The organism is Paracoccus broussonetiae, assembly GCF_031854425.1.
In the GTDB taxonomy this organism is placed as follows: domain Bacteria; phylum Pseudomonadota; class Alphaproteobacteria; order Rhodobacterales; family Rhodobacteraceae; genus Paracoccus; species Paracoccus broussonetiae.
Genome location: NZ_JAVRQI010000012.1, coordinates 13,064 through 35,166 on the forward strand (window position 1 = coordinate 13,064; position 22,103 = coordinate 35,166).

The window sequence follows — 22,103 nt, forward strand, 5'->3', positions numbered from 1 at the left end:
CGATCAGTCCCCTTCGGGACGTTCTGCATGCAGGCAATCGCGAAAGGCCTGGGGTGAGCGTCCGGTCGCCGCCGCGAAGACCCGCATGAAATGGCCAAGCCCGCTATAGCCAAGTTCCCGCGCAATTTGCAGGTCGGACATGCTGCCTTCGCGCAGCATGTCAACGGCCCGGTCAAGGCGCAGGACATAAAGAAGATCCAAGGCTGTCCTGCCGCGGCTTTGCTGGCAAGCTGCTTCAAGCTCCGGCAGGGTGCACCCCAGTTCCCGCGCCAATTCCGCGACGGTGCGATTGTCACGCAGGCTTTCCGCGGCATGGGCCAGGAATTGCTCGGTCAGGGGGCGGGCGTCCAGCAATTGCGGATCGCGAAGGGCAGGAAAGTCGGGATTATGTTCGCATAACCGCGACAGCGCCGTCGCAAGCAGCCCGATCTGGCAGGACGTAGCGCCACGCTCGACACTGTCCTGCGGGTGGCCCTGCCCAAGGGCGCGAAAGGCCGGTTCCAGCAGCGCCATGTCGGCCCCGTCGGGCTGTCCGGTGCGGAAATCCTGTGGCAGCGGCACGGGCAGGTCACGGGCCTGGCCGGCGGGGATCAGAAGCGCCCAGCCCGCCACTTCGGATGGGGGACGCAGCGCAAAGGCGGTACCAACGGGAATGAAGGCAAGGCGACCGTCCTTGACCGACTGCTGACGGCGCGGAAACTCGATGGCCACAGATCCCTGCCGGACCCACAGGATCACATGGTCGCCGCGCACGCGCGGCCCCGGCCCCTTCAGCCCGGGTCCGAAACGGCTGCGCATGGCGCCACCCCAGAAAAAGCCGGAAAGCGGCAGCAGGCGCAGCCCTTGGCCCGGCGCGGGTCGTGGCATGGTTGAGGCGGGCAGGGCAGCGGGGCGCGTGACCTTGCCTTCCGCGGGGATCACATGTCGAATCTGCCTTGGGTCGGTCACCGAGGGTTCCAGGATCATCCCCGCATTGATTGCCGCGGCGTGAAGCCGCGCCTCTGTCCCCGACAGGGAAGAGGCGGGATGGATCAGATCTTTATGCCGCAAGTTCTGATTCATGTTCGCCATCACGATTCGATGCTTCAAGCCTAACGCGCGAGGACGAAATTAGTCTCCCATAGGTTGACGAATTGTTAATCTGTTGCCGTCAAGCGTCAGAATCCACAGGGACTTGGCGCCAATCCCGCATCCTGTTTCGGAAGAAGATGCGCTGCGATTTCGCATATTGTCGGCTGGCGATGATCGCGCGCTGGACAGCGTCTTCAAGGCTGCACCCGCCTTGCAGATAATCGACCAGTTCCGGCGCTCCGATGGCCTTGGCCCAAAGCGCGGCGGGATCCCAGCCGGGCAGCATGGCGCGGACCTCGTCCAGCGCGCCCTGTTCCATCATCAAATGGAAACGGCGCGCGATACGATCCGCCAGCCAGTCGCGGTCACTGGTCAGGACGAGCCGCTCGGATCGTTCGGGGGCGATCAGGGGCGGACCGGTCCGGGCCTGCCAGCAGGTGATGCCCTGTCCGGTGGCGGTCAGCACCTCCCACGCCCTTTGCACGCGCGCGGGATTGCGCAGATCAATCCGGTCGCGCGTCTCGGCGTCCAGCGCCGCGACTGCCTGAGCCAGTCCGTCCGGGCGCGCCATCAATGTGTTCCCCGCCTGCCGGACCTGATCGGGAATGGGCGGGATCACTGCAAGCCCGTTCGCAAGGGCATGCAGATACATCCCGGTGCCGCCCACGACGATCAGCCTTTCGCCCTGCGCAAGAAGTCCGGCAACCTGGTCAAGCCAGATCCCGACCGAAAAGGGCGCACCGGGCTCCATGTGCCCATAAAGGCGATGCGGCGCCAGTGCCTCTTCCTCGACGCTCGGGCGGGCCGAGATGACGCGCCAGCAGGACCAGACCTGCAGCGCGTCGGCATTGACGATGATCCCGCCCTGTCCCCGCGCCAGAGAAAGCGCCAGGGCAGATTTGCCGCTGGCGGTCGGTCCCGCGATCAGCACATGGCGGTCTGGCGGAATGGTTTTTGACAGATTGTGCAGAAGCGTCACCTTGCCTCACGCTGTGGCGGTTGAACACGCGGCCTGTTTGCGACATTTTGCGCGACAATGAAACTCCCTGTGAAAGGTCCCCTCCCGATGCCCGCAACCATTCCGCATGGCGGCAAGTATTCACGCGTTCTGCTGAAGATCTCGGGTGAGGCCCTGATGGGCGACCAGGGCTATGGCCTGCACCCGCCGACCGTCGCGCGCATCGCCCACGAGGTGAAGGCGGTCCATGACATGGGCGTCGAGATCTGTATGGTGATCGGCGGCGGCAACATCTTCCGCGGCCTTCAGGGCAGCGCGCAGGGCATGGAACGCGCGACGGCCGATTATATGGGAATGCTGGCCACGGTGATGAACGCGCTGGCGATGCAGGCCGCGCTTGAGGGCGAGAATATCCATACCCGCGTCATCTCGGCGATCCGCATGGACGAGGTGGCCGAGCCCTATATCCGCCGCCGCGCCGTCCGCCACCTTGAAAAGAAGCGGGTCATCATTTTTGCCGCCGGCACCGGCAACCCCTATTTCACGACCGATACCGCCGCGACGCTGCGCGCCAACGAGATGAACTGCGAGGCGATCTTCAAGGGCACCAAGGTCGATGGCGTCTATGACAAGGACCCCAAGAAGCACGCCGATGCGAAGCGTTATGAGAACGTGACCTATGACGAAGTGCTGCAAAAGCACCTGGGCGTCATGGATGCATCGGCGATTGCGTTGGCACGCGACAACGACCTGCCGATCATTGTATTCTCTCTGGACGAACCGGGGGGTTTCCGCGGCATCCTGGCGGGCGAAGGCACTTATACGCGCGTCCACGGTTAAAATGCGGCATAGGCTTTGCCTTGGCGGCTCCGCTCGGCTAAAAGCGCTGAAAACCACAGCACAGAGGCCATGATCGAGCATGTCCGACGAGATTGAGATCGACACCGACGACCTGGAACGCCGCATGAAGGGGGCGATGGATTCGCTGCGCCACGAATTCGCTTCGCTGCGCACGGGCCGCGCCTCGGCCAGCATGGTCGAACCCATCATGGTGGACGCCTATGGTTCGCCCACGCCGATCAACCAGATCGGTACCGTCAACGTGCCCGAGCCGCGCATGGTCACCATCAACGTCTGGGACAAGGCGCTGGTCGCCAAGGCCGAGAAGGCGATCCGCGATTCGGGCCTGGGGATCAACCCGCAGCTGAACGGCACCATCATCATGCTGCCGATCCCCGAGCTGAACGAAGAACGTCGCCGCGACCTGACCCGCGTCGCGGCGCAATATGCCGAACATGCCCGCGTCGCGATCCGCAACGTGCGCCGCGACGGCATGGACCAGATCAAGAAGGCCAAGTCCTCGGGGATGTCCGAAGATGACCAGAAATTCTGGGAATCCTCGGTCCAGGAACTGACCGACAAGATGATCGCCAACGTGGATCAGGCGCTTGAGGCCAAGCAGGCCGAGATCATGCAGGTCTGACGCAGATGGCCGATCCCGCAGCCAGCTTGCCGCAGTCGGGTAACCCGGCAGACAGGCCCCGCCACGTTGCCATCATCATGGATGGCAACGGTCGTTGGGCCGTGAACAAGGGCTGGCCCCGGCTTGTCGGCCATCGCCGCGGCGCCGAACGCGTCAAGGAGATCGTCCGTGCCTGTCCCGACATGGGGGTGAACTGGCTGACGCTTTACGCCTTCTCGACCGAGAACTGGAAGCGTACGACCGAGGAAGTCCTGGGCCTGATGGCGATCTTCGCCCGCTATATCGAACGCGAGGCCGACGGCATGTCCGCCGAAGGCGTGCGCATGCGTTTCATCGGCGGGCGCGAGCGGCTTGACGGCCGCCTGCAGCGCCTGATGGACAGCATCGAGACGCGGACGATGATGAACACCCGCCTGAACCTGACCGTCGCCATCAACTATGGCGGCAGGGACGAGATAGCACGCGCCTCGCGCCGTATGGCCGAACGGATCGCGCGTGGCGAGATCGTCGAACCGACCGAGGCCGATTTCGCGAATTGCCTGGATACGGCGGGTCATCCCGATCCCGACCTGGTGATCCGCACCTCGGGCGAGACGCGGACCTCGAACTTCCTGCCCTTCCAGGCGGCTTATTCGGAATATGAATTCACCCAGACGCTGTGGCCCGATTTCAGTCCGGCGCATCTGGCCGAGATCCTGGATCGATACGGAATGCGCAACAGGCGTTTCGGCAGCGCATGAGCGAGCCGCAACTTCCCCGCAGGCGATTCCGCGACAAGCTCAAGCCGGGGCGCTGGAACGATCTTCGCAAGCGCTTCGGCTGGGGTGCCCTTCTTCTGGTTCTGGGCGTAGTGCTGCTGCTCTCCTCGGGTCTTTGGATCCGGCTGGGCGTGTCGGTCGTCGTGGGGCTGATGATGTGGGAACTGGCGCGGCTGACCGGCTGGCGTCACCCTGAATTCCACAGCCCGCGCCACCCGGTCCTGATCGGCGTCTTGTCGGGGCTGGTGCTGCTGACCATGCTGGTGTTGCCCGGCGATCTTCCGCTGTTTCTGGTGCTGGTCCCGCTGCTTGCGGGACTGCCGGGGACGCATTCGCGGGAAAGGGTCGGCTATGTCATCTTCACCATCGCCATCATGGGCGCCGGCTATGCGCTGGTCGCCATGCGCGAGGTGCTGGGCCTGCCAACGGTATTCTGGATCGTCGCGACTGTCGTGCAATCCGATATCCTTGGATATTTCGTCGGACGCAAGCTGGGCGGCCCGCGTTTCTGGCCCTCGCTTAGCCCGAAGAAGACCTGGAGCGGGACGCTTGCCGGATGGGTTGGTGCCCTGATCCTGGCGATCGGCATTTTCTTGACGGGCGAGGGGGGCTGGGGCGTTCTGCTGGTCGGCCCCATGCTGGCCATTGCGGGCCAATTCGGCGATATTGCCGAAAGCTGGCTCAAGCGGCGCGTGGGCGTCAAGGACAGTTCGGAACTGATCCCCGGGCATGGCGGGGCGCTTGATCGTTTCGATGCCATGACGGGGGCACTGCTTCTGGCGCTGATCCTGATGCTCGTCCATCTGTTGCCGACGATCGGAGGCTGAAGACATGCGCAGCGTTTCTGTGCTGGGGGCCACGGGCTCCATCGGCGAAAGCGCATTTGATCTTCTGATCCGTGCGGGTGGGCCGAAAACCTATCGCACGGTGGCGCTGACCGGTGCCGCGAATGTGGCCCGTCTGGCCGAAATGGCGCGCGCCTTGCAGGCCGAGATCGCCGTCACAGCGCTTCCCGAGAAACTGGATGACTTGCGCGCGGCACTGGCTGGCAGCGGGATCGAGGCTGCGGCCGGACCCGCTGCGATTGCCGAGGCGGCGGCACGTCCGGCGGATTGGACGCTGTCGGCCATAATTGGCGCGGCAGGACTGCCGCCGGGGTTGGAAGTGCTGCGGCGGGGCGGCATTCTGGCGCTGGCCAACAAGGAAAGCCTTGTTGCTGCCGGGGGGCTTGTGATGGCCGAGGCCGCGCGCAGCAAGGCCCGGATCCTGCCCGTGGATTCAGAACATTCAGCGTTGTTTCAGGCGCTTGGTAGCGAATCTCTCGAAAATGTCGACAGCGTCACGATTACTGCATCAGGCGGCGCATTCCGCGACTGGCCGCTTGAACGGCTGGCTCGGGCGACGGTGGCTGAGGCATCCTGTCATCCGAACTGGTCGATGGGCCAGCGGATCACCATCGACAGTGCCTCGATGTTCAACAAGGCGCTGGAAGTCATCGAAGCGCATGAGTTTTTCGGGATCGACGAGGGCCGGATCAAGGTTCTTGTCCATCCCCAGTCCATCATTCACGCCATGGTCAGCCACCGCGACGGCGGCTCGATCGCGCATCTGGGCGCCCCCGACATGCGCCACGCCATCGGCTATGCTCTGAACTGGCCGCGGCGTGCGCCGCTGCCGGTGCCGCAACTGGATCTTGCCGCCATAGGCAACCTGACCTTCGCCACGCCGGACGAGACGCGCTGGCCCGCCTTGCGCCTCGCGCGCGAGGTTATCCGTGCTGGTGGCGCTGCCGGTGCCGTGCTGAATGCGGCCAAGGAGCAGGCGCTTGACGACTTCATCGCGGGGCGCATCCGCTTTACCGACATGGCCGGTGCGGTCGAGCGCGCACTTGATGCCTGTGCGGCAGAGTCGGGTTTTGGCGACAGTCCCGGCGATCTGGACACCGTTCTGGCATGGGATGCGCGCGGCAGGCATCTTGCCGCGTGCACCGCAGGTGCCGCATGACGGGAGTTATCGCGGAAATCGGCGGGCTGGCCTGGACGGTCGGTGCCTTTATTCTGGCACTGTCGATCATCGTCACGGTCCATGAATACGGCCACTACATCGTCGGGCGCTGGTCGGGCATCCGGGCCGAGGTCTTTTCGCTGGGCTTCGGACCGCGCCTTGTGTCCTGGCGGGACCGTCGCGGGACGCTGTGGCAGATCGCGGCCATCCCGCTTGGCGGCTATGTCCGGTTCCTTGGCGACAGCAACGCGGCAAGCGCTGGATCGGGTGACACCGTCGATCCCACGCTGGTGCGGCAAAGCTTGCCGGGCGCGCCGCTTTGGGCGCGCTTTTCCACTGTTCTGGCGGGGCCGGTCTTCAACTTCATCCTGTCGATCCTGGTGTTTGCCGGGGTCGCCCTGTGGCAGGGGATGCCCGTCGCGACGCCCGAGGTGGGGCGGCTGCATTCGACCCCTCCCGGCGTCCAGATCGGGCTTGAACCGGGCGACCGGATCGCCGCGATCGACGGGACGCCGATCGCGACCTGGCAGGATCTGGCCAAGGCGGCCTCGGATCTGCCCGCACGGCCCAGCCATGACTGGACAGTCGAACGTGCGGGGCAAAATATCACCGTGCCCGGTCCGCATCCGTCCCCGGCGCTGTTGACGGGGATCGCGCCGCGCAGTCCCGCCGCATCCGCCGGGCTGCGGGCCGGTGACGTGATCCTTGCCATAGACGGCGAGCCCGTCACCCGTTTCGATGAGCTTCGCAGCCGGGTCGAGGCCGCCAAGGGCCGCCCGCTGTTGCTGCGCGTCTGGCGCGAGGGCGAGGGTGAAGCCGACTACACGCTTGCACCGCGCGAACAGGACCTGCCGACTGGCGAGGGCTATGAGAAGCGCTGGATGATCGGCGTGACCGGTGGGGGCACATATTTTGACCCGGCCACACGCCCCATGGGCGCCATCGAGGCGCTTGGCACCGGCGCGGACCGGACCTGGGACATCATCGCCTCGTCCGTGTCCGGGCTGTGGGCGATGGTCACCGGGCAGATCGGAAGCTGCAATCTGGGCGGAGCGATCTCGATCGCCGAAAGCACGGGGCAGGCGGCTTCGGCAGGGGGCAGCGACTTCCTGTGGTGGATCGCTGTCCTGTCCGCCGCCATCGGTTTTCTGAACCTTCTGCCGGTTCCGGTTCTGGATGGCGGGCACCTGATGTTCTATGCCTATGAAGCGGTCGCGGGACGCCGTCCGTCGGACCGTGCGCTGGATATCCTGTCCGCGCTTGGCATGGCCGCGGTGCTTGCACTGATGATCCTGGGACTCACCAACGATCTTTTCTGCCCCTGACAGACCCTTGCCTTTTGACAGTCCGGTCCGCTTCGCTGTATCCATCTGGGCAATTCGGGCGGGAAAAACCCGCCGGCGATACAAGACGCGCGAGGGCAGAATGACGGACAGGAAACTCGGCAAGGGCGCACTGGCGCTGATCTCGGCGCTGGCTGTGGCCGTGCCGGTCACTATGGTTCCGGGGACAGCATCGGCCTATGTGTTCAGCAATGTGCGCATCGAAGGCAACCAAAGGATCGAACCGCAGACGATCCTGTCCTTCCTGGACCTGCCGCGCGGACGCGACGTGTCCGGGGGCGAACTGAACGCCGCGCTGCAACGTCTGCAGAATTCGGGACTGTTCGAAAAGGTGGAGCTGACCCCATCGGGCGGCACGCTGATCGTCAGCGTAGCCGAATATCCGACCATCAACACCATCGCGTTCGAGGGGAACAAGCGTCTCAAGGACGAGAACCTGAACGAGATCATCAAGTCCAAGTCTCGCCGTGTCTACTCTCCCGCCCAGGCCGAAGCCGATGCGGCGGCGATCAGCCAGGTCTATGCCGCGCAGGGTCGCCTTGCTGCGCGCGTCGACCCCAAGATCATCCGCCGTGACGGAAACCGCGTCGACCTGGTCTTCGAGGTTCGCGAAGGCGACGTGACCGAGATCGAGCGCATTGGCTTTGTCGGCAACCGCGCGTTTTCCGACCAGCGCCTGCGCAACGTCCTGCAAACCAAGCAAGCCGGCATCCTGCGCACCTTCATCAAGCGCGACACCTTCGCGCCGGAACGGTTGCCGGTCGATGAACAATTGCTGACCGACTTCTATCGTTCGCGCGGCTATGCAGACTTCAAGGTCCAGGCCGTCGCACCGGAAGTCGCGCGGGATCGCGATGCGTTCTACATCACCTTCCAGATCCAGGAAGGTCCGCGCTATACCTTTGGCAACGTGACCACCGTCAGCGAAGTGCCCGGTGTCGATGCGGCCGAATTTGCAGCCCAGAACCGGGTCCGCACGGGCGAGGTCTATAACCCGACCTCGATCGACACGACCATCCGCCGGATGGAAGCGCTGGCGATCCGCAAGGGCCTGAACTTCGTCACCATCGAGCCGCGCATCACCCGCAACCTGCGGACCCAGAAACTGGATCTGACTTTCGCACTGACCCGCGGGCAACGCATCTTCGTCGAGCGGATCGACATCGAAGGCAACACTGCGACCCTGGACGAGGTGATCCGCCGCCAGTTCGGCACTGTCGAAGGCGACCCCTTCAACCAGCGCGAGATCCGGAACTCGGCCGAGCGTCTTCGCGCCCTGGGTTATTTCGCCGACGTCAAGGCGGAAAGCCGTCCCGGTTCGGCCGCGGATCAGGTCATCGTGGACGTGAACGTGGAAGAGCAACCCACGGGCAGCCTGAGCTTCGGGATGAGCTATGGCGTGTCCAGCGGCGTGGGTTTCAACCTGTCGCTGTCCGAGAAGAACTTCCTGGGGCGCGGACAAGAGCTTGACGTCTCGGTGGCCGCGGGCGCTGACAACCAGTCTTCGGGCATTACCTTCATCGAGCCCTATTTCCTGGGCCGCAACCTGCGGGCGCGGGCGCAGCTGTGGTACAACACCACTGACCGCTACAACGCCGATTACAACACGCGCTCGGTCGGGTTCCTGACGGGGCTGGAGTTCCCGGTGTCCGAGAACGGACGACTGGAACTGCGCTACAAGCTCAGCAAGGATACGCTGTTCGACGTGGACCCGGTCGCGGTCGACCCGGACACGGGTGAGCTCGATGGCTCGTCGCCGATCCTTTACGAAGAACAGGGTGGGTTCTTCACCTCGGCCCTTGGCTATACCTACAGCTATGACAGCCGTATCGCCGGGCTTGACCCGCTGACCCGCTATCGCCTGAAGCTGACGCAGGACTTCGCGGGGGTAGGCGGCGACGTCGAGTCGATCACCACGGGGCTTTACGCCGGAGCGGAAAGCAATGCCTGGCGCGAAAGCGTCACCTTCCTTGGCGAGTTCGAGGCGGGCGCGGTTCACATGCTGAACAACGACAACAGCCGCTTCCTGGACCGCTATACCGGCAACGGCAAGATCCGCGGCTTTGAGCCGAACGGCATCGGTCCGCGCGACCTGAACGCGCCGAACGAAGACGCGCTTGGCGGCAACTATTTCTGGGCGCTGCGGACCGAGGTCCAGTTCCCGCTGGGCCTTCCCGAGGAATACGGAATCGGCGGCGGCCTGTTTGCCGATGCGGGCTCGGTCTGGGGTCTGGACAATACCAACGGCTACCAGGGCGAGGTTGATGACGGCATGCACGTCCGCGCCTCGGTCGGTGCATCGGTGTTCTGGACCACGCCGATCGGTCCACTGCGCTTCAACTTCTCGAAGGCGGTCGTCAAAGAGGATTACGACCTGGAGCAGAACTTCGACCTGACCATCTCGACCAAGTTCTGATGCTGAAACCTTGGGGCATCGCTATCGTCCTTTTCGCCCTGGCGGGGGGGACGGCGCTTGCCCAGGAGGCGCAGCAGCCCAGCGTCATCGCCCCCGAGCTTGCGCAGCCGCCGCTGACCGAACCGTCAGGCACCGGCACCGGTAATGGTCCCGGGAACGGCACAGGCCCGGCCTTGGTCGTCCAGACGCCCAAGCCCAAGGCCGGACAGCCGGTTGGCGCCCCAATCATGACCATCGACCCTGATGAGGTCTTTTCCAAGTCGCGATGGGGTGCGCGCGTCCAGGCGGATGTCGAACGCCGCAGCCGCGACATCAAGGCCGAAAATGACCGCCTGGCGGACCAGTTCTCGGCCGAAGAACAACAACTGACGCAGTTGCGCAGCACGCTCAGCGACGATGAATTCCGCCAGCGCGCCGATGAATTCGACAAGCGCGTTGTCGAGGTGCGGCGCCAGCGCGACGGGATCATGCGTGATCTTCAGGATGAGATCGAGGAAGAGCGCGCGGCCTTTTTCCGCGCCGCGCTTCCGGTTCTGGCGAAATTGATGCAGGAACATGGCGCGACCGTGGTGCTGGATCAACGCGCGATCTTTGTCTCGGCCGAATCCGCCGACGTCACCGATGCGCTGATCCAGCGTTTTGACCAGACGGTCGGCGCGGGACCGGTCCAGCCTATCCCTGCACCGAAAACCGAGGCCGCCCCCGGAAAACCCGCAGCGCCCGAGAAGCCCGCGCCCTAGCGGGTTCCGGCAAGGCGGCGATCCAGCGCGGTGATCCGTTCGGTCAGCAGGGCGAAAAAGCCCGGACGATCGAGGTCGCGGATGAAATGGGCGTTCGGTTCACGTCCCGAAACACGCCACCAATCCGCGACGGTCATGCCTTGGGTGAATTCGCCCTGAGTCTCGATCTCGACATTCACGTCGCGGCCTTTGAAAAGTTCGGGACGCAGAAGGAAGGCGATGGCGCAGGGATCGTGCAACGGCGCGCCTTCGGACCCGTATTTTTCGCGGTCATAGCGCTCGAAGAAATCCGTCCATCCGGCGATGGCCTGCCCGACGGGGCCGCTGGCGCGCATCGCCTCGATCCAGTCGCGGCTGGTCAGCGCCTTGTGCGTCACGTCCAGCGGCAGGACCGTCAGGGGGACACCGCTGGAAAAAACGATCTTGGCCGCTTCGGGATCGACATAGATGTTGAACTCTGCCGCGGGGGTGATGTTGCCGACCTCGAAATAGGCGCCGCCCATCAGCACGATTTCCTGCACGCGAGAGATCACCTCGGGCGCCTTCTGGAAGGCCGAAGCAATGTTGGTCAGCGGCCCGATCGGGACCAGCGTGACCGTGCCGGGGGCTTCGCGCATCAGGGTCTGGATGATGAAGTCGACCGCGTGCCCCGGGGCAAGGGGTGCATCGGGTTCGAACAGGCGGATGCCGTCCAGTCCGGTCTTGCCGTGAACGTGCTCGGCCGTGACCAGGTGACGTGCAAGCGGCCGGTCGCAACCGGCATGGACGGGCAGGTCGCCGCGTCCGGCAATCTGGCAAATGATGCGAGCATTGCGCTGGGTCAGGTCCAGGGGCACGTTTCCGGCCACTGCGGTCAGGCCCATCACTTCAAGCTCGGGGCTGGCCAGCGCCAGCAGGATTGCCACGGCATCGTCCTGACCGGGATCGGTATCGATGATGATCTTGCGGGGCATGGCCTCTCCTGCATGGCTGTCGCCGCAGAATGACCGCGCCTCGCAGAAGGATGCAAGTGGCCTAGGGCGAGATCGGATTCAGGTGGGTGATCCCGGTCGCCGCAGCGCGCGCAAGGTCGGGGTCCAGCGACATCCGAATATACTCGCCCCGACGCCACAATTCCGACAGGTCGTCGTAATGGCGCGACAGCGGATGCCCCGATTGCCCGGTCGAGATGATGAAAACCGAGCTGTCCGGGTCCGCAAGATCATAGACGCCCCGGAACACCGGACCGGTCACGTTCTGCCACGGATTGGGCGCGTGCCCCAGATAGGCCATCCGTGCGATGCTGGATTCCCCGCCCGAGGTGGGCTGCACCAGGTTCACGATATAGGACAGGATGCGCAGATCGCCGAGTGCCGGATGGACATGTCGCGCCCGATGCAGGTCGCCCCAGCGCCAGCTTTGCAGGTCGGGCCCGAAACGTGCTGTCAGGTCCAGCAGCGCCGCATCCAGCGCCTGCCGCGCGATCTGTGTGCAGGTTTCGACCGGGGTGGACTGACGGATGTCGCACCAGACCGCGGCCCCGTTGGTATTGCGGAACACCCGGTCGATGAAGGCAGGGTAAAGCTCGTTCAGGTCGTCGGCCAGCGGCCCCAGTTCGTCGCGCACGATCCGGTCCTGCAACTCGCGCATCCAGGCGGCCTGGATCATCGGCTCGGGCAGGTGCTCGCTCATCGTGCCGTCCCAGTTGGCTAGCAGTGCCAGCGCATCCTGCCGTTGCCGTTCCGGGGTGCCGCGCGGGGCGGGTTCGTCTGTGAACCAAAGGTTCGCCCCCACCAACGGCAGCAGCGCTCGGGCTACGGGGCTGACGATGTCGTTTTGCACCGCGATGAAGCTTTCGCGCGAATGGATCTCGCGGCTGTCGATCAGGTGGCGCAGGCGGCTCATGCGATAGGGACCGGCGCGGTCAAAACCAAGGTTCGGCTCTCCGGGCAGGGGGGCGCCGGTTGTGGCGACGATGCCGCCTTGAGGGTCCAGGTCAGTGGTCGCGGGTGGTGCGGGGTCCAGTCCCTGCCAGCGGTTCTGGGCGTGCCAGCCGGGCTGCGGCATCCGGCCCTGTGTCTGGTTCGCGGGGTCACGACGGGGAAGCGCGCCCGCCAGCACCTGACCAACGCCCTTGTCATCGGCCAGCGTCACCGACAATGCAGGGGCGATGACACCAGCAAGGGCGCGCGCCGCGCCGTCGCGGTCCTGCGCCTCCATCAGACCAACCAGCGCGCTCATCGAGGTGTCTTGACCCCGGCCGCCCGTCCAGGACAACGCCGCGACATGCCCGGCAGGCAGGATTGTGCTGATGTCCAGGTGCGAGGGCGGCAGGATGGGGCCGTTCTCGGTCTCGCGCAGGGTGACGGTCTGGCTGGAGCCGCCGCGCACGCGGATCGTCTCGGTGTGGGTCTTGAAATCGACCCAGCCCGCATCGCCACGATAGCGGTTTGGATCGCCGGGCTGGACCTCTTCGATGAACAGGTCCTGGTCGTCCACCTGCGCGGGGGTGATCCCCCAGGCCAGATGCGTGTTCCGGCCCGACAGCACGACCGGAATTCCGGGGATGGTGCCGCCGATGACGCCGCCGGAGTCGAGTTCAAGACGGGCAAGATACCACAGGCCCGGCGCAGTCAGCGCAAATTGCGGATCATTGGCCAGCAGTGCGCCGCCCGCTGCGGTGCGGTTTCCGGCGGCTGCCCAACCATTGCCCGTGGCGCCAAGAGCCGGGGCAAGATAACCGGCAAGTCCCGCAGCCCAGTCGGGTTTGGCCGTTTTGCGCTCGACCCCGGCGAAATGTTCGCCCGGGAAAAGCGAGGCATAGGTCGGCATCGGGGGCTCGCCCGGCGCGGCAACCAGCTCTTGTCCACGTTCCGGCGCAGCCAGGGACAGGCGGGCGCGCAAGATCTCGCGCCGCAGCTGGACTGTCGAGCTTGCCGCCAGAAGCTTCAGAATTGCCAGGGAATCCGCCGGCTCCCAGTAAGAGATGTCATCCGGGAACAGGAAGTATTCCGGCGCCCCGCGGCCCATCGCGCCCAAGTTCACCTGCTGGATCCAGGTGTTTACTCCCTCGGCATAGGCGGTCAGCGCGGCCAGCGTCTTGGGGTCCTGTGCCTGGATCGAGGCGCGGGCGTTGCGGTAAAGCCCCAACCGCCGGGCAAGGTCGTCGGCGGGCAGGGCGCCCGCGCCATAAATCTCAGCCAGCCGACCCTGCGCGGCCCGGCGAAGCACGTTCATCTGGAACAGGCGATCCTGTGCATGGGCCAACCCCAGCGCGAAGAACACGTCCCGGTCATTGGCCGCGAAGATATGGGGAACATCTTCGGTCGTGCGGACGATCTCGACCGGTGCCGCGATGCCTGCGACCTCATAGGTCGCGTTATAGTCCGGCAGCGAACGGACGGCGAAGTACCAAGCAAGGCCGATCAGCGCGACGGCTGCCACGATCAGCCCGACCGTCAGGCGCACAAGCCAGCGGAAAAGTGTCACCATGAATTGGGCGAGGTCCCGATGGTTGGGCGCAGAGGCGGTTGACCCCTGCGGCAGGTGATGAAATTCATCGGCTGAATAGGACAGGGCGCGTGAACGATCAACGCGTCATTTGAGAGCATGGGGAGAAAGTGATGGCAAGGGTCGCGTTTCTGGGACTGGGGGTAATGGGCTTTCCGATGGCGGGTCACCTGGCCGCCAATGGGCACGAGGTGACGGTCTGGAACCGCAGTGCCGCCAAGGCCGAAGCCTGGGCTGCAAAGCATCCGGGCCGCGTCGCCCCGACCGCGCGCGAGGCTGCCGAAGCCGCGGAATTCGTCATGGCCTGCGTCGGAAATGACGATGACCTGCGCCAGGTTTGCCTGTCGGACGATGGTGCCTTCGCAGGCATGTCCAGCGGCAGCCTGTTCGTCGATCACACCACGGTTTCGGCCGCGGTCACGCGCGAGTTGTCCGAACATGCGCTTGCTTCGGGAATCGGCTTCGTCGATGCCCCGGTGTCGGGCGGACAGGCAGGGGCCGAGAATGGCCAGCTTTCCGTGATGTGCGGCGGGGGCGCTGCGGACTATGCGCGGGCCGAGCCTGTGATTGCCGCCTATGCCAAGATCTGTCGCCTGATGGGTCCTTCGGGCGCGGGGCAGTTGACCAAGATGTGCAACCAAATTGCCATTGCCGGTCTGGTGCAGGGCCTGTCCGAATCGCTCAATTTCGCGGAGAGGGCCGGCCTTTCGATTTCGGACGTGGTCGAGGTGATCAGTCAGGGCGCCGCCGGAAGCTGGCAGATGCAGAACCGTCACAAAACGATGGAGGAGAACCGCTTCAACTTCGGCTTCGCCGTCGATTGGATGCGCAAGGATCTTGGCATCTGCCTGTCGACCGCCGAGGAGAACGGTGCAAGCCTGCCCGTCACCGCGTTGGTCGACCAGTTCTACAAAGAGGTCCAGCACATGGGCGGGGGACGCTGGGACACATCCTCCCTGATCGCCCGACTGCGGCGCTGAGACGTCGGCCCTTGCCAAGGCGGCGCGCTTCACGCTATCAGCGCGTCATCCCCTGCAAGGGGTTGTAGCTCAGTCGGTAGGGCGTCTCGTTTACACCGAGAATGCGAGCCGGTATGAGCTGGCAAACTAAAAGGAAAAGCGTCGTGCATTCCCAGTCTGGGTCGGCGTGATCCAAGATGGGGCGGTAGCTCAGCGGTAGAGCGACACGTTTACACCGTGTTGGTCGGGGGTTCGATCCCCTCCCGCCCCACCATGATCTAACGCAGTATATTGATATTATTTCAGTTTCGGATAGCCGCCGCCTTATTTCCGAGGCGGCTGGTTCTCCGATGCAATGTCGTCGAAATCGCTGGCCAGCGAGTCCGCAATGTTCTTGCGGATCTGTTTCAGCTTCCGGGTTTCCTTCTGCTGCTGGCGCCTGAGGTTTCTTGCCACGGCCTCGGGAATGCCGCCATCGTCTTCATCTTGCATGGGAATATTCTACCCAGCCGGAAATCTACCTGTAGCTGGCAAAAATCCGCCGAGGATGCAAGGTTACGACGGCGGCAACGCAACCAAGGGATGGGATCACCTTTGGATGTGCCAAGGAACGCCGCGCTCGGCATTCAGAGTGCCTCGAACCGGTCATTCGCGAAGCGCCCCCGAAAGCTTGGCAGCGCACGCCACAGTGTTTCACCGGCGACAAACCGGCTGGGTTGCGAATGACTTCCGAAGAGCGTGGTTCGATGGGCCGACATCGATATGCCGGTGGCGTCCTGCATCGTATGGCAATCCTGCGATTGGTGGGCAAACCGGATCCATCCCGCATCGGGGTCGGCAAGCAGGATCGTCACCGTATCGCCCGCGAAATCGACGGTTGCGTTCAAGATGCCCCCATCCGGGCAGGGTCGCGGGCGGGGGACCGGACAGGCGGGTGCCGACAGCGTCGAACATCTCGATCTGCGTCCCGCCGATATGGGCCTCGCCAATGCCGCGCAGGATCGAGGGGTGGATCTGGTCAAGGATCAAGAGCGTCATCTCAGGCCCCCTTGACCAGAACGATGTCAGAGTCGCGCTTCTGCGCGGGGGGCAGAATGTCATATTCGCTGAACTGGCTGACAAGGATCAGTCGCGAGACCGAGCCCTCGCGCGCCGCGCGCAGGTTCTGGGCGCTGGTCTTCTCCAGATCGCCCAGTGTTTGGGGCAGGGGCGTTGCAATGAACAGCGACTTGATCTCGAAGACCTTAGAGACGAACTGATTATAACCTTCGATCGTCCAGCTCGTCGCGGCGCCGTCGCCGTCGGCATTGACGATCAGGTCAAGTGACCATTCGCCAGTCTTGCCGGTCGTTGCCTCGACCATTTGGGTAACGACCCGGACGCCTTTGTCGAAGACGTCCGACCCGATCAATATCGCCACGATCTTGCCTTCGGCAATGGGGGACAGCGTGGCATCCATCAGGACGCCGCTGACGCTGGCTTTGTTCGGCATGGGTTTGCTCCTGCGGCATGGAAATATCCGTGCCATATTCCGTCAGGAGAATGGGGGTTGCGCATTTGCGTCAAGCAACGGGCGCAGAAATGAAAACTGCCCGGTGTTGAGCCGGGCAGGTTCTTCCGTACTCGTAAACATTACAATCTTGACTGACCAATCAATTATCATCCCGCAGGCTTTCCCGGAAGTTGGCCTTTTGGTCAGGTGGGGATGGCCGGGGGCCAAATCGTGGGAGATTCCGGGTGGATCCGCGTGTTCTTCGGTCAGGCACCCGACATTTGCATCAATGCGTCGGGCTGCAGGATTCGCAGGAACTTCCGCCCGGATTCAATGACACCCTGCCGGTTCAATGTCGCAAGGCTCCGACTGACTGCTTCGCGATTTGCGCCGACGATATTCGCGATCTCGGCGTGAGTGGGAAGGTTGCTGAGGGTCTGCCCGGCCTCCAGCTCTCCCTGTTCCAAAGCCGTGCGCAACAGATAGGCCCGCAATCGATCCTCGACCCCCAGGGCGGTCAGTTCCTGTACCCGTTCTGTCAGGTCATATACCCGGCGGACCAGTCCCCGCATCACGGCCTGCCGAATGGACAGATCGCTATCGATCAATTCAAGCAGCAGGCTTCCCGGCATTTCCAGCAGCGTGCAATCCGTCCGCGCATAAAGCGAAAGCGACCGGGGCGCACCGGAAATCACCGAAAGCTCACCAAACGCGCTGCCGGGGCCGATGTCGTTATAGACGATCTCCCGCCCGGCCTGCGTCCATTGCACCGCAAGCACCTGTCCTGCCAGCACGAACAGCACGGTCTGTCCGGGGTCACCGCGTTCCAGGATGCGCTCACCCTGTTCAAAGCTGCGGCGAATGCAGGCCAACTGGATTCGCGCCAGCCTGTCCTCGGATACTCCGACGAACCATTCCAGATCGCCAAGACGTCTCACGGCGTGTTTCCTTCGGTATTCAAACGTATTTTAGAAGAATTTTTCGCGAATGGTTCCGCGTTTGTGCGTTCGCGCACAGAATGGCGGGGCCGAATGGCGCAAAAGGAAAGCGGGACCTCCGCAATCTTGTGAGCGCGCAAATGTCGAGTACCTTGTTTACCATTTCTGGCGCGAATGTTCCTCTCACCAAGATTGGAGAGGTCCTGGTTCAGGTGGGCATGATTACGCTGCACCTGCAGGCAAGGGTGCGGTTGCATGATCAGCTTGCAGGACCGCCCCTTGCCGAAACCGCCAGCCCAATCGCCCGTTCGGCGAATGAGACGCGGGCCAATCTTGCGGCCATGTCGCGTTATTGCCTGCAGAACCTGGTGCCCCGAACGCAAGGGCTGGTGGCACAATTGGAATCCATTTCGTCGGCGGTGACTGTGCTGGCGACGACGAATGGATCGGACCTGCGCGGCGGCATGAATTCGGTTGCCGCGCAGATTGACCGTTGCTGCCACGCATTGCGCGGATATGCCCGCAGCTGGCCCCGCAGCGCAGGTATGATGCGGCTCAGTGAACAGCGCCTTTGGGGGGCGCTGGCGGCCGAATTGCACCGGATCGAAGGCACCGATGGGCCAATCATGCGCAGCTGTGGCGAGGTTGAGCGGATGGCCTTCGATATCGGGCAAGCCATTGACGACCATTTGGGAATGCCAGGTGACATTCCGTTGCAACAACGTTGTGACACGTCCATTGGCCTCATCTGCGCCGCATCGCAGGTACAAACTTCGGCGCAAGTGGCAGATGGCGTGGGGCAAGCGATTCCCGGCATGGCCATGCGGTTGGAACTTTTGCAGCGGGAACAGGAACGCCTTGCCGACGTGCCCGGCCAGATCACCCGAGCCCTGTCCCTTGCGACGCAGGCCAGCGCGCAGTCGGCTTTGGCAAGCCGCTTGCGGGATGCGCTTTGCGATCTTGAAAATCGGCTCGCACTTCTGGCATTGGATTATCGCGCCCAAGCCCGGCTGGCAGATCGCCCCGCGCAGCGGAGGGAGATCCTGGCGCAACTGGACTCTGACTCCGCCATCTGGCGCATCGCCATGACCGAGGTCGCCAAACCAATTGAGCTTGGCAGCGAACTCTCCGAGTATGCGGGGGAAATGACGTTCATGGCGCGGAAAGAGGCCGGGTTCGCTTCGATGATCCCGGCCTGAGGGCAAGACGCGCCGGAGGGTGTCCGGCATCGTCCTTCAATCCTTGTCGCCACCACGCAGGCTCATGCCGCGGACACTCATGCCCTGCACGCTCATGCCCTGCACGCTCATCCCTTGAACGCTCATGCCGCGAGCATCGGGACCACCGCCGAGCAAAAGCTGCTCCAGCATCCCGCTTTGGACGTCCAGGCGGAGCGTATAATCCGCCTTGTCATAGGACCAGGCCACGATGTCTTCGGGCAAAAGCGCACCGATGGGCTGCGCGGGCGCCGTGCCGCGTTCCTCGGCCTTCGCATCGGATTGCGGAGCCTTGAGGCCCGCAAGTGCCGCGGCCGCAGGTGCGCCCGGACCGTGAACAAGGAAAAGCGCGGGGACGGGCAAAAGGTGATACACACCTGCATAGCCGAAGCCGTAAATCCGGGCAAAGTTCGGGTCTTCGCCGCGCAGCTGCTGTTCAAGTTGACCGGGCGTGCCGCTATGGCCGGGGTCGGAAGCTGAGGGATTGACCTGTAGGTCTTCGACCAATCGGCCAAACAAAAGGATGGTCGACGCGTTGAGCAATGTCTCGGGCATTCTGTAACCTTCGCGAATTCAACAAGGGCGAGAACTTATTGGCCGGCTTGCGATCCATCCGTGCATGGCGCGGCTTTCATCGAATTAACCCATCAGTCGAACGCTGTCGACCTTTTGTTCGCGTTCACAAGGGTTTCCGGGACATTGGCGTCACAGGATTGCAGAAATTCATATTCGGCGGCAACGAAACGGTGCAGCTCTTCCAGCCCGGGAAATCCCAGTTCCGCGGCATATTCCGCGATGTTGTCTGGATAGGACCGCTTAAGACGCGTTTCGAAATACCAGGACATCAGCACGGGCTGCGGAAGGACGGCCGCCATTTCCAGCGTTGGCGCCTGCCTTTTTGACTTCGCCCGGTCACGAAGGGCGGCATAGCGCCCCTGCATTCGCAACTGATCCAGCATGGCTGCGGCAAGTCCCGAATGGTTTCCGCCCGCATTGTCCAGCGCGACGTGCGCATTCATCAATCGGTCGAAGTCTGTCCTGTCCATGTCATTGCGCGAAATCCACGCATCAAGATCGCTTTGTCGCAGAAAGCCGCGGGACAGGCGGAAATCGCGAGTGGCGCGGGCAATCGCGGTCTCGTCCGGCGTGGCTCCGGCGCGATCGGCCGCCCGTTTGGCAAGTTCTTGCAGAAGCGCTGCGTCCCGCGTCCGCAGATAGGCATCCGAATCCAGCCGCAGCTCGTTCAGGACCGCATCGGCATCCGCATCGTCAAGCCTCGACTGCCAAGGCGCATTGGCCCATGCCTCGGTCCACTCAAAGTGGAAAGGTGGGTCGGAGATCTGATCCCCGGTGTTCAGGTGATCCCGCACTGCCTGAAGCAGCGCCAGCGCATCCTGTCGCTTTTGATCGGTTCGTCCATGCCGAAGCCAATGTGCAAATTGATCCCGCGCGCGCAGATCAGGCAGATCCCCCAGGATCGCGTCCCAATTCCGCTGCGGGTAGAACCGTGACTTTGCCGTCGCAAGCAGGACCTCGGCCTCGGTCGCGGCAATGATCCCCTCGTTCACGGCGTGTTCGACCGTGGCGCGGATATTGACCATGGGCTCGCTCAGCTCAACATAGCCCGTCTCGGCCGGGCCGTGGACCAGCGCGACCTCGTCATCGTCGCAAAGGCGAGAGTCGCGGTAATCCTGGAAGATGCGCCCGACTCCGACCATCCCGAAAGGGGCAAGCTCGGCCGCGCGCAGCGCCCCCATGCTGGCCGCGCCGAAGACGGCGATTCCCCTCGACATGGCCCACAGAATTTCCTTGTGCCACACGGCCGGTTGCCCATCGAAGAAACCGTCGATGATGCCAATTGCCGCGGGCTGGCGCAGGGCCGCCGCGTAAAGGTCGCCCTGCGTGACTGGCGGCAGAAAGGTGAAATCCGGAAAAGCCGCGCGGTCCAGCGTTCGAAGCGATGGACCGGCAAAGATGACTGCCGTCATGCGACCTGCTCCCGTATGGTTTTGGCCCGCTTTCCGGGGTGATAGCGCGGATGATCGTCGGGCCCTTCAAGCCCCGGTATCACGACGCGGACCACGGCAAGGCCCAGATCGGGCTTGCTCAGATCGACGGCCACGACCTCGTTGATGCCAATGGCCAACAAGCGCTTCAGAAGCCATGAAAGATCGCTGCCGAAACTCTCCGAGACATGTTCCGCGATCTGACCGAAACTGCGCGCGGGCCGATGCTCGGCGCGGACCCGCTCGGCCCAGGCCGCTTTCCGCGCCCGCTCCTCGGTTGAATATTCGCGATGTGTCAGATCATCCCGCGCGCCCGAGATATAGGTCGTGCGCACCTGGATCGCCTCGGTCAGTGCTCGGGACAGCGCGACGGCACGGGTGGGATGGGCGCCCGCGCCGATTCCCAGATGTTGCAGCGGGTCCAATCGGTCGGTGATGAGGCAATAGAATGCCGGCACCCCGGTATCGCTGGTGATGTCCCAGGCCGTGACGTCGAAATCGGCCTGCTCCAGTTGTTCCAGCAGTCTGCGGCAGATCGGGTCATCGACACTGGCCAAATCCAGACCCGTCTTTGCGCGCGCAAAGGCACCGCCCGCGTTCCACAGCGTGATGGCATCGCGCTCGACCACCTCGCAGATGGCGTGGCAGGTGGCTTCGACAATGCTGTTCCCCGAGGCAAGGCCGTTGCTGCTGCAATCGAAACACCCGCTTCCCGGGGGGGGCGGCAGGGTAAAGTTTGTGCGTACCGATTCAAACGGCAGCCAGCGCGCCTGATCCGAAACCAGATCCAGCCCCTCGATCCACAAGGTGACGAGGTTGGCGTGAAACGCCTCCGAAATCCGCGGCAGCCGGTCGATTTCCGCGAAGCGGTGGCCGGGGGACAGTTCGGCCAGCGATCCCAGCTTCAACGGCAGGTCGATATGTTCGGCGTGATAAAGCTCAGCCGCCTCCATCAGACCCGATGCGGTGGCGGCCGCCAGGTCGCAGCCCTTGCCCTGGGACACGGCGAGCGAGCGGGCGTTCGGACGGCAGACCATGACCACCGGAACCCCGATCCTGTCCAGACCGGTCACATTCGCGACGCGGGTAATCCCCATTCGGGGCATCAGCGCGGTGACGCGGGCCACAGTCTCGGACGGGGGGACCAGGCGATGCGTGCCGTGAACGTGGCGCTTGGTTTCGTCCGGTAGCTTCAGGCCCATATTCGTCATACGCTCAACTCCGCCTGT

The 22,103-nt window shown here is 63.8% G+C and carries 21 protein-coding genes and 1 tRNA gene; 11 read left to right on the forward strand and 11 right to left on the reverse strand.

Annotated elements, in window-relative coordinates; all coding sequences use genetic code 11:
* Window positions 1–3: 3 nt before the first annotated feature.
* Both RM190_RS15465 and miaA read right to left on the reverse strand, forming a co-directional pair.
* Entirely contained in the window at window positions 4–1,050 is a 1,047-nt protein-coding gene (locus tag RM190_RS15465) for a helix-turn-helix domain-containing protein (RefSeq protein WP_311760363.1), read from the reverse strand.
* 100 nt (window positions 1,051–1,150) lie between these two features.
* Window positions 1,151–2,050 (reverse strand): tRNA (adenosine(37)-N6)-dimethylallyltransferase MiaA, encoded by a 900-nt coding sequence (gene miaA, locus RM190_RS15470; protein ID WP_311760364.1) that lies wholly within the window; start codon window positions 2,048–2,050, stop codon window positions 1,151–1,153.
* Window positions 2,051–2,137: 87 nt separating this feature from the next.
* Between miaA and pyrH the strand changes: the two genes are divergently transcribed.
* The 8 genes from pyrH (at window position 2,138) to RM190_RS15510 (ending at window position 10,773) form a co-directional block, all read left to right on the forward strand.
* A complete protein-coding gene (pyrH, locus tag RM190_RS15475; RefSeq protein WP_311760365.1) occupies window positions 2,138–2,869 on the forward strand; it encodes a UMP kinase in 732 nt (243 codons plus the stop codon).
* A 79-nt stretch (window positions 2,870–2,948) separates the two neighbouring features.
* Entirely contained in the window at window positions 2,949–3,512 is a 564-nt protein-coding gene (frr, locus tag RM190_RS15480) for a ribosome recycling factor (RefSeq protein WP_311760366.1), read from the forward strand.
* A 5-nt stretch (window positions 3,513–3,517) separates the two neighbouring features.
* Window positions 3,518–4,252, forward strand: a complete 735-nt coding sequence (uppS, locus tag RM190_RS15485) for a polyprenyl diphosphate synthase (protein WP_311760367.1) — start codon at window positions 3,518–3,520, stop codon at window positions 4,250–4,252.
* Window positions 4,249–5,097 carry a phosphatidate cytidylyltransferase gene (locus RM190_RS15490; protein ID WP_311760368.1) on the forward strand — a complete coding sequence of 283 codons (849 nt, stop codon included), beginning with the start codon at window positions 4,249–4,251 and terminating at the stop codon, window positions 5,095–5,097. Before uppS ends, RM190_RS15490 begins: the two co-directional genes overlap by 4 nt.
* Before the next feature lie 4 nt (window positions 5,098–5,101).
* Window positions 5,102–6,274, forward strand: coding sequence for a 1-deoxy-D-xylulose-5-phosphate reductoisomerase (dxr, locus tag RM190_RS15495; RefSeq protein ID WP_311760369.1), 1,173 nt, complete (start codon window positions 5,102–5,104; stop codon window positions 6,272–6,274).
* The gene (rseP, locus tag RM190_RS15500; RefSeq protein WP_311760370.1) at window positions 6,271–7,599 is read left to right on the forward strand and encodes an RIP metalloprotease RseP; all 1,329 of its coding nucleotides are present in this window, start codon (window positions 6,271–6,273) and stop codon (window positions 7,597–7,599) included. Before dxr ends, rseP begins: the two co-directional genes overlap by 4 nt.
* A 100-nt stretch (window positions 7,600–7,699) precedes the next feature.
* A complete protein-coding gene (gene bamA, locus RM190_RS15505) occupies window positions 7,700–10,033 on the forward strand; it encodes an outer membrane protein assembly factor BamA (RefSeq protein ID WP_311760371.1) in 2,334 nt (777 codons plus the stop codon).
* Window positions 10,033–10,773, forward strand: a complete 741-nt coding sequence (locus RM190_RS15510) for an OmpH family outer membrane protein (protein ID WP_311760372.1) — start codon at window positions 10,033–10,035, stop codon at window positions 10,771–10,773. The genes bamA and RM190_RS15510 overlap by 1 nt, the downstream gene beginning before the upstream one ends.
* Here RM190_RS15510 and RM190_RS15515 read toward each other — a convergent pair.
* Together RM190_RS15515 and RM190_RS15520 are read right to left on the reverse strand one after the other, a co-directional pair.
* Window positions 10,770–11,726, reverse strand: coding sequence for a nucleoside hydrolase (locus tag RM190_RS15515; RefSeq protein WP_311760373.1), 957 nt, complete (start codon window positions 11,724–11,726; stop codon window positions 10,770–10,772). The genes RM190_RS15510 and RM190_RS15515 overlap by 4 nt on opposite strands.
* Window positions 11,727–11,787: 61 nt before the next feature.
* Window positions 11,788–14,244, reverse strand: a complete 2,457-nt coding sequence (locus tag RM190_RS15520) for a penicillin acylase family protein (RefSeq protein ID WP_311760374.1) — start codon at window positions 14,242–14,244, stop codon at window positions 11,788–11,790.
* 131 nt (window positions 14,245–14,375) lie between these two features.
* On the opposite strand from RM190_RS15520, the gene RM190_RS15525 reads away from it, so the two are divergent.
* Both RM190_RS15525 and RM190_RS15530 read left to right on the forward strand, forming a co-directional pair.
* The gene (locus RM190_RS15525; protein ID WP_311760375.1) at window positions 14,376–15,242 is read left to right on the forward strand and encodes an NAD(P)-dependent oxidoreductase; all 867 of its coding nucleotides are present in this window, start codon (window positions 14,376–14,378) and stop codon (window positions 15,240–15,242) included.
* A gap of 178 nt (window positions 15,243–15,420) precedes the next feature.
* Window positions 15,421–15,495 (forward strand) — tRNA-Val (locus tag RM190_RS15530).
* A gap of 50 nt (window positions 15,496–15,545) precedes the next feature.
* On the opposite strand, the gene RM190_RS15535 is transcribed toward RM190_RS15530, so the two are convergent.
* The 4 genes from RM190_RS15535 to RM190_RS15550 all read right to left on the reverse strand — a co-directional run bounded on the left by RM190_RS15535 (window position 15,546) and on the right by RM190_RS15550 (window position 17,651).
* Window positions 15,546–15,713 (reverse strand): hypothetical protein, encoded by a 168-nt coding sequence (locus tag RM190_RS15535; RefSeq protein WP_311760376.1) that lies wholly within the window; start codon window positions 15,711–15,713, stop codon window positions 15,546–15,548.
* 134 nt (window positions 15,714–15,847) lie between these two features.
* The gene (locus RM190_RS15540) at window positions 15,848–16,075 is read right to left on the reverse strand and encodes a hypothetical protein (protein WP_311760377.1); all 228 of its coding nucleotides are present in this window, start codon (window positions 16,073–16,075) and stop codon (window positions 15,848–15,850) included.
* A gap of 185 nt (window positions 16,076–16,260) precedes the next feature.
* Window positions 16,261–16,713 carry a hypothetical protein gene (locus RM190_RS15545; protein WP_311760378.1) on the reverse strand — a complete coding sequence of 151 codons (453 nt, stop codon included), beginning with the start codon at window positions 16,711–16,713 and terminating at the stop codon, window positions 16,261–16,263.
* A 266-nt stretch (window positions 16,714–16,979) separates the two neighbouring features.
* Window positions 16,980–17,651 carry a Crp/Fnr family transcriptional regulator gene (locus RM190_RS15550; RefSeq protein ID WP_311760379.1) on the reverse strand — a complete coding sequence of 224 codons (672 nt, stop codon included), beginning with the start codon at window positions 17,649–17,651 and terminating at the stop codon, window positions 16,980–16,982.
* Between the two features lie 140 nt (window positions 17,652–17,791).
* Here RM190_RS15550 and RM190_RS15555 point away from each other — a divergent pair, with 140 nt between their 5' ends.
* On the forward strand, window positions 17,792–18,850 hold the full coding sequence (locus RM190_RS15555; RefSeq protein WP_311760380.1) for a hypothetical protein: 1,059 nt from the start codon (window positions 17,792–17,794) through the stop codon (window positions 18,848–18,850).
* Window positions 18,851–18,886: 36 nt separating this feature from the next.
* Here RM190_RS15555 and RM190_RS15560 read toward each other — a convergent pair whose 3' ends face one another.
* The 3 genes from RM190_RS15560 to RM190_RS15570 all read right to left on the reverse strand — a co-directional run bounded on the left by RM190_RS15560 (window position 18,887) and on the right by RM190_RS15570 (window position 22,085).
* Entirely contained in the window at window positions 18,887–19,423 is a 537-nt protein-coding gene (locus RM190_RS15560) for a hypothetical protein (protein ID WP_311760381.1), read from the reverse strand.
* 92 nt (window positions 19,424–19,515) lie between these two features.
* Window positions 19,516–20,856, reverse strand: a complete 1,341-nt coding sequence (locus tag RM190_RS15565; RefSeq protein WP_311760382.1) for a TfuA-like protein — start codon at window positions 20,854–20,856, stop codon at window positions 19,516–19,518.
* On the reverse strand, window positions 20,853–22,085 hold the full coding sequence (locus RM190_RS15570) for a YcaO-like family protein (protein WP_311760383.1): 1,233 nt from the start codon (window positions 22,083–22,085) through the stop codon (window positions 20,853–20,855). Before RM190_RS15570 ends, RM190_RS15565 begins: the two co-directional genes overlap by 4 nt.
* Between the last annotated feature and the right edge of the window lie 18 nt (window positions 22,086–22,103).